This is a genomic window from Nocardia rhizosphaerihabitans (assembly GCF_014646295.1).
Taxonomy (GTDB): Bacteria; Actinomycetota; Actinomycetes; order Mycobacteriales; family Mycobacteriaceae; genus Nocardia; species Nocardia rhizosphaerihabitans.
In genome coordinates, this window is record NZ_BMNE01000002.1 from 892,953 (window position 1) to 905,389 (window position 12,437).

Sequence of the window (12,437 nt, forward strand, 5' to 3'; positions counted from 1 at the left end):
CCCGACCGCTGTGCAGCCTAGCGAAACTCACGGTCTCACACGGCCGGAGCGTGAGTGTCGGCCCAGTGCGTGATGTCGCCGCGGTCCAGGGCGGTGGCCAGCAGGTCGGGGAATTTGTCCGGGGTGCAGGCGAAGGCGGGGATGCCGAGAGCCGCGAGCGCGGCGGCGTTCTCGTGGTCGTAGGCGGGCGCGCCCTCGTCGGACAGCGCGAGCAGGACCACCACCTGCACGCCTGCCTCCTTCATCGCGTTGCACCGGCGCAGCATCTCCTCGCGCACCCCACCCTCGTAGAGATCGGAGATGAGCACGAACAGGCTGTCGGTGGGCCGGGTGATCAGCGACTGCGAGTAGGCGATGGCGCGATTGATGTCGGTGCCGCCGCCGAGCTGGGTGCCGAACAGCACGTCGACCGGATCGCTGAGCTGCTCGGTCAGGTCGACGACCTCGGTGTCGAACACCACGAGCGACGTCTTCAGCGAGCGCATCGACGCCAGGACCGCACCGAACACCGACGCGTAGACGACACTGGCCGCCATCGACCCGGATTGGTCGATCGCCAGCACCACATCGCGCTGGATCGACTGCGCCTTGCGCCCGTAGCCGACCAGCCGTTCCGGGACCACGGTCCGGTGCTCGGGCAGATAGTTGGCCAGGTTCTTGCGGATGGTGCGATCGAAATCGATGTCGCGCAACTTCGGCCGGTGGGTACGGGCAGCGCGATTGATGGCGCCCGAGACCGCGGCGACGGTCTTGGCAGCGATGCGCCGCTCGATCTCACGCACCACCTTCTCCACCACCATCCGCGCGGTGGCCTTCGTGGTCTCCGGCATCACCCGATTGAGGCCGAGCAACGTACCCACCAGATGCACATCGGGTTCCACCGATTCCAGCAGTTCGGGCTCGAGCAGCAACTGCGTGAGATTCAGCCGCTGCACGGCATCGCGCTGCATCACCTCGACCACGGTCGCGGGAAAGTAGGTGCGGATGTCACCGAGCCAGCGCGCCACCCGCGGCGCCGAACCTCCCAGCCCGCCGGACCTTTTCGTCGACCCGCCCGCCTCCCCGGTGTTGTAGAGCGCGCCGAGCGCCTGATCCATCGCCTGATCAGGGCCGGAAGACAGGCCGCCGAGCTGTTCTTCGGCGGCTTGGCCGAGAACGAGCCGCCATCGGCGCGAATGGGTTTCGTCGGTACCGGTCATGCGTACTGCTCCTGGTGATCGAGCGAGGTCGGGTGCGGGGCGTCGGCGCGCGCCATACCGGTCTGGGATCTCCCGCCGGGAACGGGTTCGCTGCTCGCGGGCGGTGAGGTCGTCATCCGGCGGCACCCAGGATCGCGGTGGCGGCGCGCAGGGCCAACTGGCCGCGGGCGGGGTCGATGGCGGTGGCGCCGGTGGGGGTAGGCGGTGTGGAGCCGGTGTCGCGCAGGGCCTGGCCGATGGCGCGGCGTTCGCCGGATTCGAAGGAGCCGAAGGTGCGGCGCAGCAGCGGGAGGGTGGCGACGAACTGGTCCTCGGCGAGTTCGCGGAGCCAATCGTCGATGCGGCGCAACAACTCCCGGTCGTGCACCAGGAGCAGGCCGCGCCCGCCGAGGAAGCCGTCGATCCAGGCGGCCTTGGCGGCGGGGGTGTTGCCGATGGACAGGGCGGCGGCCAGGCGGCGGGCCGAGTCGGCGTCGTCGATGCGTTCGGCGTCGCAGAGCAGGCGGACCGCGCGGCCGCCGATCGCGCCGTGCACATCGTCACGGTCGGCGATGCGCTGCAGAGTCGCCAGCCATTCGGTGGTGGCGTGGTCGTCGTCGCGGGTGCTGATGGCGGTGTGCGCGGCGTCGATCTGGGCGCGCAGGGCCTCGGCCGCGTCGGTGTCGAGACCGGTGACTGCGCCGGGCAGGCCGGCGCAGATCCGCACCAACAGGCCGTCGGCGACATGGGCCAGCGCCTTGGTGTCGGTGCCGCGGACATCGCCGTAGCGCAGCGTACGGGTCAACCCGGGCAGGGCGCCGAGCAGGTGGGTGACGTCGTGGTCGAGGGCGGCGGCCGCTTCGAGCCGGGTGATCAACCCGTCGGTGGCGCCGCCCAGGTCGGCGAGCAGGGCCATCTCCAGCGCGTCGGCGAGTTCGGTGACGGACACGCCGTCCCGGCTCGCGGTGTCGAGGATATTGGCCTCGGCCGCGGTGCGCAGCGTCGTCCCCCACACCGCCGCCTCGACGATGCGGACCTCGAATTCCGGTTCCCAGCGCAGCGTCCAGGTCTCCCGGAAGGTGCCGGTGTTACGGACCTCGCCGACGGTCGGTGTGCCCCAGTCGATGCCGAGCAGCCGCAGCCGGTGCAGCAGATGCGAGCGCTCGACATCGCGCTCCTTGCGCAGGTCCAGATCGACCGTGCGGGCCAGGGCTTCCTGTTTGAGCCGCAGGGTCTTGCTTCGCGCGCGCAGATCCGCCGCCAGCGGCACGGTCGGGGTGTCCTCGGGGACGCCGCCGAGGGTCTCGCCGACGACGAGCTCGTCGACCACCAGCCGCAGCATGGTCTCGTCCCCACCGCACATCACCGCGCGCACGGCCTCGGTGACCTCGGACAATCCGGCCAGCGGACGCCCACGCAGCGCAGCAAGGGTGTCGGCCAGGCGCACCGACTCGATGATGTGCGCGCTCGACACGGGCAGATCGTGTGCCCGCAGGACCCCGGCGACCTTCGTCAGCCATCGCGCGACCGGGCGCTCGGTCTCGGTGAACAGGTGGTGGTACCAGCCCGGTGAGGTGACGCCCGCCCCGTACCCCGAGCCCGCCGCCAGCCGCGAATGCGTCCACGGCACCCAGGTCAGCGCGGTCTTGGTCTTCGGCAATCCCTTGAGCAGCCGCGCGTCCGGCGCGGCTGGTCCGAGTGCCCCGGCCAGGGCGGGTGCGTGCCAAGCGCCGCACACCACGGCCAGCCGCTTCGCCCCGTCCTTGAGCGTCTGCCGCATCACCTGCCGCATGTACGCCTCGCGCCGCAGGGTGTGCCGGTCGACGACCAGCGGTGCGAGCGCGGGGTTCCCGGGATCGGCCGCTAGCGGAGAGCCCGATCCAGGTGCGGGCGAGATGCTGTCTGCTGGTTCAGATGCGGTCGAGGGTGCGCCCGCAGGAGGCGGCGCATCATCGGGTCGCGTCGATGGACTGCGGGGGGCGCTGCCGGCCGTCTCCTGGTCGGAGTCCCCGGCCGGCGCGTGCAGGATCGCGTCTTCGCGCAGGGTGGCCATCGCTTCGGTGATCGCGTCGAAAGCCGCGCTGTCCGGGACGGATTCGACGACGGCATCCCACCAGCGTTCGGCGTCGTCGTAGCCTGCCGCTGAGGCCAGAGCTGCCAGCGGGTCGGTGCGATCGCCGCGGGTATCGTCGTCGGCGGCCAGGACGTTCGTGGCGGGGAGATCGCAGAAGCGAACCGGCACGGCGTGGTCGACGCCGTAGCGCATGGCCTGCCACTCCGGCGAAAACACCGCGAACGGCCAGAACGCCGCGCGAGCAGGGGAATCCGGGACGTAGGCCAGCAGCGCGACCGGCGGGGCCATGGTGTCGGCGGCGACGAACCCGACGAGCGGGTCGGCATCGGCGGGGCCTTCGATCAGGATGGCGTCGGGCCGGAACTCCTCGAGCGCTTGGCGCAGCGACCGTGCCGAGCCGGGCCCGTGGTGACGGATGCCGAATACCCGCGTCACGGCATCGGCATTGCTTGCAGGAGCGGGCACCGCACTCGCCGTGCGGGTCTCCCCGGTCTGTTCACTCATCGAAAACCCCATGTGTGCTGTCTGTGCCGTCCTCCCCGTCGGTCTGGCGTCAGTTCGCGATCTCGCGGCAGGCGCGGTAGAAATCGGCCCAGTCCGGGCGTTCCCGCACCACGGCCTCGAGGTATTCGGTCCAGATCACCGAGTCGGCGACGGGGTCCTTGATCACCGAACCGAGGACGGCGCCCGCGATGTCGGAGGCGCGCAGGACGCCGTCGCCGAAGTGGGCGGACAGGGCAAGGCCGTTGGTGATCACCGAGATCGCCTCGGCGGTGGACAGGGTGCCCGAGGGTGACTTGAGTTTGGTGCGGCCGTCGGCGGTGATGCCGGAGCGCAGTTCGCGGAACACGCGCACGACCCGGCGTACCTCCTCGGCGGCGGCGGGCACCGTCGGCAGCTCCAGGGCGGCGCCGAGCTGTTCGACGCGCCTGGTGACGATGGCGACCTCGGAATCCTCGTCGGCGGGCAGCGGCAGCACCACGGTGTTGAAGCGGCGGCGCAGCGCCGAGGACAGGTCGTTCACGCCGCGGTCACGATCGTTGGCCGTGGCGATCACGTTGAAACCCTTGGCGGCCTGCACTTCTGCACCGAGCTCGGGCACCGGCAGCGTCTTCTCGGACAGGATGGTGATCAGCGCGTCCTGCACATCGGAGGGGATGCGGGTGAGCTCCTCGATGCGGGCGATCGCCCCGGTCCGCATGGCGGTCATCACCGGTGAGGCGACCAGCGCCGCATCGCTCGGGCCCTCGGCGAGCAGCCGGGCGTAGTTCCAGCCGTAGCGAATCGCTTCCTCCGCGGTGCCGGAGGTGCCCTGCACCAGCAGGGTCGACTCGCCACTGATCGCGGCCGAGAGATGCTCGGACACCCAGGTTTTCGCGGTGCCCGGCACTCCGAGCAGCAGAAGCGCACGGTCGGTGGCCAGGGTCGCGACGGCCACCTCCATCAGCCGGCGCGGGCCGACGTACTTGGGCGTGATGACGGTGCCGTCGTCGAGTGTCCCGCCGAGCACATAGGTGACCACCGCCCACGGCGACAGCCGCCAGGACGGCGGACGCGGCCGGTCGTCGACGCGCGCCAGCGCGGCCAGCTCGTCGGCGAAGGCCTGTTCGGCATGGGGACGCAGCAGGGTGGTTGCAGATTCAGCTGTAGTCATCGGCTTGTCGACGTTGCAACTCGGGTTGTTCGAGACCTGGTAGCAACGCCATCTCCTTCTTTACATAGTTGTGTCGTATTGTGTGAGTCCTGTCGAAGGCGGTGAAGCGGGCGTATAAGTTCCGCTTCTACCCATCCCCCGCTCAGCGCGCAGAGCTGACTCGAACATTCGGATGCGTTCGTCTGGTCTGGAACAAGGCTCTCGATGCCCGTACACGGGCCTGGGCAGCCGGTGGACGCAGCACTACCTACGTGCAGGCCTCTGCCGCGCTGACCGAGTGGAAGCGGAGTGATGGGCTGGCATTCTTGAACGAAGTCAGTTCGGTTCCGTTGCAGCAGCCATTGCGCCACCAGCAGGCGGCGTTTGCTGCATTCTTCGCCAAACGCGCCCGATATCCGAGGTTCAAGTCGCGCAAGAAGTCCACGGCGAGCGCGGAGTACACTCGGTCGGCATTCCGATGGCGCGACGGACAGTTGACCCTGGCGAAAATGACTGAGCCGCTCGATATTCGATGGTCGCAGCCCCTGCCCGACCGTGCGATGCCGTCTACGGTCACTGTGTCCCACGATGCGGCGGGCCGCTGGTTCGTGTCGATTCTCGTTGAGGAGACCATCGCTCCGCTGCCGATGGTTGAGGCAACGGTCGGTGTGGATGTGGGACTTTCCTCGTTGGCCGTGCTGTCGACCGGCGAGAAGATCGCCAATCCGCGATACGAGCGCCGCGATCGACGGAAGTTGGCCAGAGCGCAACGGGACCTGTCTCGTAAGCAGGATGGGTCGAACAACCGGAAGAAGGCTCGCCGGAGGGTGGCTCGCGCGTACGCGCGGATCACCGATCGGCGTACCGACTTTCTGCACAAACTGTCCACGAGGTTGATCCGCGAGAACCAAGCGGTTGCCATCGAGGACCTGTCGGTGCGCAATATGATCACCAATCACACTCTCGCCCGTGCAATTTCGGATGCGAGTTGGCGACAACTGCGCAGCATGCTCGAATACAAGGCCGGCTGGTATGGACGCGAGTTGCTGGTGGTGGACCGCTGGTATCCCTCGACCAAGGTGTGCTCGGCGTGTGGTGTGCTCACCGACCGGTTGCCGCTGCAAGTTCGCCTGTGGACATGCCGATGTGGTGCTGGCCACGACCGTGACGTGAACGCGGCCCGCAATATCCTCGCTGCCGGGCTGGCAGAGAGGTGAAACGCCTGTGGAGCCGGCATAAGACCTGGAGGGAGTTTTCCCTTCGGGCGGCTGGTTGTGAAGCAGGAATCCTGGTTCTTCGGGGCCGGGAGCAGTCAATGCAGCTCCTCGAGCATGGTCGCGCGGTCGGTGAGATCGTGGGCGAGTCGGTGGAAGGCCTGTTGCCAGGCGGGGTCCTCGGTGGTGTCGGCGAGCGCGGTGACGCGGGTCGCCAGGTCGACGGGCAGGTGCACGCCCGCGGCGGTGAGCAGGGCACGGTCGGTGTACACGCCGGCGGTGGCGTGCGGCTGGCGGGCCGTGGTGCGGGCGCGCTCGCCGAGCAACCGCAGCACGTGGTCGGCGACCTGCCGCGGCCAGGGATGGTCGAGGCCGGGCAGGATCGCGTGCAGCTCGGTGAGCTGGTGGGCATCGAGGTCGAGCACGTGCTCGATCCGGTCGGCGGCGTCGAGCAGGGTGAACAGTTCGCGGCGGCGCAGCACGGCTTGTTCGGTGGGCGTCGCGTGCGCGAACAACGCTCGGGCCCAAGTGGTGTCGCGCTGGGCAAGGGTGGCGTCGACCCAGCCGTCGACGATCGCCTTGGCGTAGCGCGGCGGCAGGGTCATCGTCAGCGCGGCGGTCGCGGTGTCGGATCCGGTGACGAGTGAAGCCCACGTGGTCAGTGGTGTCGCCGCGATGGCCTGGTGCAGGGTCTTGACCGTCGAATCGGGGGTGTCCCAGCGCATCTTGGGTTGATCGGTGCTGTCGGTGATGCCGTCGCGCCTGGCTTCGGCGTCGACCTCGGCGGGCACCGTGACGGTGACCGTGCCGTCGGCGTCCACCCGGACCCACGAGGACACCCGCGCCGCCATCCGCTGCCCGAAGGCCGAACCCGGCAGCCGGGCAAGCAGCCCCGCCGCGGTGCGCCGGACATCGCCGCGCCGGTCGTCGAGAGCCCGCTCGAGCAGGGGTTCGTCGTCGAGGTTCAGTCCGTCGCCGAGCAGCGCCAGCAATTCGGCCTTGATCGGGCCGGACTCCTTGGCCCAGGCACTGCTCAGCGTCTCGCGGGCGGCGGCGGGATCGGTCCGGCGCAACAGTGCCAGCCAGTCCTTGCGCTCGCCAGGCGCGCCGAACAACCAGATGTCTTGTGTACCAGCAGAGTCGGATTCACCGGCATTCGTCTCGACCGTCGCGGCTCGATCGACCGGGAACGAATCCAGCAGACCCGACCACGCGGGATTGCGAGCCGCGAGCCAGCGGCCGCGCCGACCTGCCAGCCGGAGCAGCGGCGAGCGCAGACCGCTGTCGGAGGCCGCGGTGAGCGCCTGAACACACAGCACATCCGGCAGCCGGAAGTCGAAGGGTGCCGCGGCGGCGAACCATTCGGGCAGGAACGCCGACTTGTCGGCCAGCAGGCGGCTGAGCCGATCGGCCGCCTGCCTCGGCAGCAGGCGCCGCGGATCGTCCAAGGCGGCGTCGGGTTTCGGCGCCGAGCCGGGCAGCCGACCACCGCGCAGGTACAGATCCTGCAGTGCCGCGGTGTCGAGCAGTCGCACGGCGGGCTCGCCGGAGCGCTGCGGCACCGCGGCCGCGACGGCCCCGGCCAGTTCCACACTGTCGGCATTGCGGCGCGCGGTGCCGAGCAGGGCGACCGAAACCAGGTCGGCCAGTTCGGGAGTCGCCGCGGCCTGCGTCGGGAACTCCGTCTCCAGATCGGTCACCTCGCCCGCGGCGAACACCGAGATCGGGTCGAAACCGTCGGCACGCCATTCACCGGTGACCGTCACCGGATGACCACCCGAGACGGCGACCAGCCGCCACGGCCGCGCCCCCGCCGACAACGGCAAGGCCACGCCGTCGGCGTCGACGAGCTGCCAGCCGTGTTCGCCGAGCACCGGCACGACCTCGGTCAGCAGGGCGGGCCAGGCGCGCAGCCAGGGATCGTTGCTCAGCGCGCCCGCGTAGGCGTCCAGCGCGTCATCGATCGTGGTGCCGCCGGTCGAGGGCACGGTGGTGAAAGATTCGGGGGCGCCGTGGCGGGTGCCCCACTGGACGCGCAACGGCGCCGCGCCGGGGTAGTAGTGCAGGTCGGCATCGACCTCGTGGCCGGGCACCGGCACCTCGCCGGTGAAATTCGGTGTGCCGAAGGAATGCTCGATCAGCACCGCCCAGCGCCCGCTGCCGCGCGCCCGCAGCCAGGTACGCCGGGTGTGCAGACGCTCCTCCTCGCTGACGCGCATACCGAGCACCAGCCAGCGATCGCGCACGGCGGGCTCGGCCAGCACGGACTCGGCCTGGGTCGGGTAGCCGACATGGGTGCGGATGCCTGCCTGCAGCGGCTCGGGCAGCGCGTCGAGGGTGCGATGAGCCAGCACCAGCAGATGCAGCCGGGCGTACTCGCGCAACAGCAGCTCGGGCCAGTGCTCGGTGGTCACCACCTGTGCGGGCAGCCGGCGCAGCGTCGCCGCGACACCGGGTGCCTGGGCATCGACCATGCGGGCCGCGATCGCCTCGTAGGCGGCGAACGAGCGATCGGTCTGGGCCAGCCCGGTCCGGATCTGATCGGTGAGCCACACCTCGAGCTCGGTCAGTCCCGCGGATACCCGGGCCCGCCGTTGCTCGACGGTTGCCTGCGAGGGTGTCGCCGCGGCCTTCGCCTTAGGTGGCGCCGCGGCCTTGGCGGCCCGGCCCGCCAGCCACTCCGCGGCGAAATCGGCGGGCGCGTCCTGAACGGGCACCGCGCCACCTGACCAGGTGAGCAGCAGCGACAGCGCGTGCTTGCAGGGGAACTTGCGGCTCGGGCATGAGCACTTGTAGGCGGGCCCGGCCAGGTCGACAATCGTCTGATACGGCTTGGACCCGCTGCCCTGGCACAGGCCCCACACGGCGGTTCCGGCGGCGCCGGTGGCCCGCCAGCGACCGGCCAGCTTGCGTGCGGCAGCCAGTGAGCTCGCGTCCGGTGCGAGAGCGCGGACCTGGTCCTCGGTCCACGGCGCCTGTCGGTCGGTCATCTGTTCCCCCGTTCTCTGTCGCCGAAATATCTACCGCAGCCCACCGACAACTGCCGTCCAGGCGAACGAACCCTCTGGAAAACGCTGCTGCTGTAGCGGATTCGCGCTTCCCGACTTGCCGCCTGCGGAAAAGTCTGGCATTCTGACCTGTTCGGCTCGCCCGGACCGCCCGTGCCGCTCAGCGCAGCGTATCGCGGGTGTGAGCACCTCATCGAGCTGCCCGCCGGGGTGGGCGAGGGGTGGACATCGAGGGCCCGCCGCGGCACCACGATGACCATTCCACTCCCGCGGGCAGATTCGCTGGGGCACTGCGCATCCCCTGGGCGAACGCTCCGCGATCAGGTAGCGTTTGCCGAGGAGGATCTCGTCGGCCTGGCACATCGGCCGCCGCGTTGCGCGCGGGCGCGAAGGGGGATGTCGCACATGTGCTCGGATCGGATCGCCGAGGTGGTCGCGCGCGAGCTCGCGGCCGACCCCGCTGTGGAAGCGCGGGTCGCCGAGTGCGTGCTGGCCGCCCTGTCCGAGGCCGACGACGACCGGGCCGCACCGGAGTCCGGTGATACCGGCGTCTTCCTGCGCTCCATCACCGTGCACGGTTTCCGTGGCATCGGGCCGACGGCCACGCTGGGACTGAACCCGGGACCTGGACTCACCCTGGTGGTCGGCCGCAACGGCAGCGGCAAGTCCAGCTTCGCCGAGGCCGCCGAATTCGCGCTGACCGGTGGCAATCGGCGCTGGGACGGCCGGTCGACCGCGTGGCGGGAAGGGTGGCGCAACCTGCACGAACCCGATCTCGCCCGGATCGAGGTCGAACTGCTCACCGCGGGGGCGAACACCGAGCTCACGGTCGCCACCCACTGGGCGCCCGGCAGCGAGCTGGGCGAGGCGCACTGGACGGAACAGCGTGGATCGGCCCGCCCCGTCCCGGTCGATCCACGCAGCAGGCGCCAACGCCTCGACCTGTACCGGCCGTTCCTGTCCTACAGCGAGCTCGGCGCACTGGTCGACGGCAAACCGAGCGACCTGTTCGACGCGCTGCACCGGCTGCTGGGCCTCGACGAGCTCGCCGCGGCCGCCGAACACATCCGCCTGCGCAAACTGGAACTCGAACGCGCCGTGCGGGATTCACGTCAATCCAGAACCGACCTGCTGGCCGAACTCGCCGAAGTCGACGACGACCGCGCCCGCGGTGTCGCCGACCTGCTGCGTGCCCCCGAACCCGACCTCGACGCGGTGGCGGCCGCGGTGGCAGGTTCGGTGCTCGGCGTCGACGGCCCCGACGGACTGCGCGCGATCCTGCGCCTGGCCCTGCCCGACGCGGCACAGGTCGCGGCGACGGTGGACCGCCTCGCCGATGCGGCCGCCGACCTGTCCCGGCACGCGACCACCGACGCCGAGTCCGACCTCCGTGTCCTCGAATTGCTCACCCGCGCACGCGAACACGTCACCGCGAGCGAAACCTGCCCGTGCCCGGTCTGCGGCCGCGGCGACCTCGATGCCGCCTGGCTCACCGCAGCCGACGCCGAAATCACCCAGCGCAGTGCCCATTTAGCTGCGCTGCGTTCCGCTCGCGCCGAGTTCGACGCCGCGTTGACGGCCGCTCGCTCGCTCACCTCGCGTGTGCCGGCCGAACTGGGCGCGAACTCGATGGCTGTACAGGTGGATGCCTCCGTCTCGGCGGGCCGGACTCCGGCTGCCGGAGCTTCGCTTCTCGGCGCGCGGCTTGCGGCGGTTCGGCGTCTCTGGTCGCTGTGGGCTGAGCTCGGTGAGGCCGATTTCGACGACGGGTTCGCCGCAGGCTTCCGTGCTACGCACGCGGACCTGTCCGCCGAACTCGCAGCCCTGCACCGCGATACGCGCACCGAGCTGGAACGGCTCGACTCGGTGTGGTCGCCCTTGGTGCCGAGAATTCTCGCCTGGCTCGACCCCGCTCGCGCCGTGTCCGCCGACGCGGCCGAGCTGCGCGTGGTGAAGAAGGCGGCCGACTGGCTCAAATCAGCGACGGCGACGATCCGCGGCGAGCGGATGCGGCCGTTGGAGAGCACCGCCAGGTGGGTGTGGAGCACGCTGCGGCAGCAGAGCAATGTGGAGCTCGGCGCGATCCGGCTGCAGGGCAGTGCGGGGACGGCGCGGCGGGTGCTGCTCGATGTCACCGTCGACGAGGTCGACGGCGCGGCGCTCGGGGTGATGAGCCAGGGTGAGTTGCACGCGCTCGGACTGTCGCTGTTCCTGCCGCGAGCGACGATGGCGCACAGCCCCTTCCGCTTCGTCATGATCGACGATCCGGTGCAGGCGATGGACCCGGCGAAGGTCGACGGGCTGGCCAGGGTGCTCGCCGAGGTGGCGATCACCCGGCAGGTGGTGGTGTTCACCCACGACGAGCGCCTCGCCGAGGCCGTGCGCCGCATGCAGCTCGATGCCACGGTGCTCGAGGTCCAGCGCCGCGAACGCTCCATCGTCGAGGTCAGGGTGACCGGCGACCCGGTCCGCCGCTACCTCGACGACGCCCGCTCCCTGCTGCGCACACCCCAGCTGCCACCCGCGATCGCCGACGAACTGGTCGCCACGTGCTGCCGGTCAGCGATCGAAGCGGCCGGGCTGGCGAAGGCCCGTCACGAACTGCTCGCCACCGGCCTCGACCACGCCGAGGTGGAACGGCGCGTGCGCAACGCCCACACCACCCGCGCCATGATCACCCTCGCGATCATGGGTCCCGGCGCCCGCGTCGACGACCTCAACAAGCACCTGAGCGCGGTCGGCGGCCGCTGGCTGGTCGGCGTCCTGCGCGACGCCACCGCGGGCGCGCACGTGCCGATCGACCGGCCGATGCGCGAATTGATCAGCGACACCGAACGATTCATCGTCTGGTTACGCGCCCACGAGCCCGCCGCGGTCCGCTCGTGAATCCGCCGGTGAACCGCAGGCACCGGCCGCGACGCGCGAAGTACACCCCGCGCCCCTCGGTGGCCGAACGGCTGGAGGCGGCCGAACATCTCCTGTCCGGCGCCGTATCGGATGCCGGTGGCGTGTGGTCGCGGGCGGTCGCGTGGATTCTGCGGCTCGCGCTCGAGCAAGCGGTCGACGAACTGTGGGCGCAGATCGCCCCGGAACTCATGCGCTGTCCGATGCGCGCGCAGCTGCTCGCGCTGCGCGTCTACGCGGGGCCGGAGACCGCGGGACAGGTCGGCGCGCTGTGGGCCGCGCTGTCCCGGGCGGCCCACCACCTCGACTACGAGATGGCGCCCAGCGTCACCGATCTGCGGCGCTGGCGTGATCAGACCGCCGACCTCGCCAGGTCGCTCGAACTGGTCCCACTGGCGCACCAGCCCTTCGGCTGAGCCCGCGTGG

The 12,437-nt window shown here is 70.4% G+C and carries 7 protein-coding genes; 3 read left to right on the forward strand and 4 right to left on the reverse strand.

Features of this window, described 5'->3' with window-relative positions; all coding sequences use genetic code 11:
• Positions 1–35: 35 nt before the first annotated feature.
• From IEY60_RS10575 to IEY60_RS10585, 3 genes are all read right to left on the reverse strand, one after another.
• Positions 36–1,199, reverse strand: a complete 1,164-nt coding sequence (locus IEY60_RS10575; RefSeq protein WP_189026544.1) for a VWA domain-containing protein — start codon at positions 1,197–1,199, stop codon at positions 36–38.
• 112 nt (positions 1,200–1,311) lie between these two features.
• Positions 1,312–3,756 carry a DUF5682 family protein gene (locus IEY60_RS10580; protein ID WP_229739698.1) on the reverse strand — a complete coding sequence of 815 codons (2,445 nt, stop codon included), beginning with the start codon at positions 3,754–3,756 and terminating at the stop codon, positions 1,312–1,314.
• Between the two features lie 49 nt (positions 3,757–3,805).
• Entirely contained in the window at positions 3,806–4,906 is a 1,101-nt protein-coding gene (locus IEY60_RS10585; RefSeq protein ID WP_189026548.1) for an ATP-binding protein, read from the reverse strand.
• Positions 4,907–5,007: 101 nt separating this feature from the next.
• On the opposite strand from IEY60_RS10585, the gene IEY60_RS10590 reads away from it, so the two are divergent.
• Positions 5,008–6,102: an RNA-guided endonuclease InsQ/TnpB family protein gene (locus IEY60_RS10590; protein ID WP_229739699.1), complete on the forward strand. Its 1,095-nt coding sequence runs from the start codon at positions 5,008–5,010 to the stop codon at positions 6,100–6,102.
• Between the two features lie 95 nt (positions 6,103–6,197).
• Here the strand turns inward: IEY60_RS10590 and IEY60_RS10595 are convergent, their stop codons facing one another.
• Positions 6,198–9,089 (reverse strand): SWIM zinc finger family protein, encoded by a 2,892-nt coding sequence (locus IEY60_RS10595; RefSeq protein WP_189026550.1) that lies wholly within the window; start codon positions 9,087–9,089, stop codon positions 6,198–6,200.
• A gap of 423 nt (positions 9,090–9,512) precedes the next feature.
• Between IEY60_RS10595 and IEY60_RS10600 the strand changes: the two genes are divergently transcribed.
• The gene (locus IEY60_RS10600; protein WP_189026552.1) at positions 9,513–11,993 is read left to right on the forward strand and encodes an AAA family ATPase; all 2,481 of its coding nucleotides are present in this window, start codon (positions 9,513–9,515) and stop codon (positions 11,991–11,993) included.
• Positions 11,990–12,427, forward strand: a complete 438-nt coding sequence (locus IEY60_RS10605; RefSeq protein ID WP_229739700.1) for a hypothetical protein — start codon at positions 11,990–11,992, stop codon at positions 12,425–12,427. Before IEY60_RS10600 ends, IEY60_RS10605 begins: the two co-directional genes overlap by 4 nt.
• Positions 12,428–12,437 lie beyond the last annotated feature (10 nt).

Coding starts and splice junctions, on each gene's coding strand:
- IEY60_RS10575 (WP_189026544.1), bottom strand. CDS start 1,199: ATGACCGGTACCGACGAAACCCATTCGCGCCGATGGCGGCTCGTTCTC.
- IEY60_RS10580 (WP_229739698.1), bottom strand. CDS start 3,756: ATGAGTGAACAGACCGGGGAGACCCGCACGGCGAGTGCGGTGCCCGCT.
- IEY60_RS10585 (WP_189026548.1), bottom strand. CDS start 4,906: ATGACTACAGCTGAATCTGCAACCACCCTGCTGCGTCCCCATGCCGAA.
- IEY60_RS10595 (WP_189026550.1), bottom strand. CDS start 9,089: ATGACCGACCGACAGGCGCCGTGGACCGAGGACCAGGTCCGCGCTCTC.
- IEY60_RS10600 (WP_189026552.1), top strand. CDS start 9,513: ATGTGCTCGGATCGGATCGCCGAGGTGGTCGCGCGCGAGCTCGCGGCC.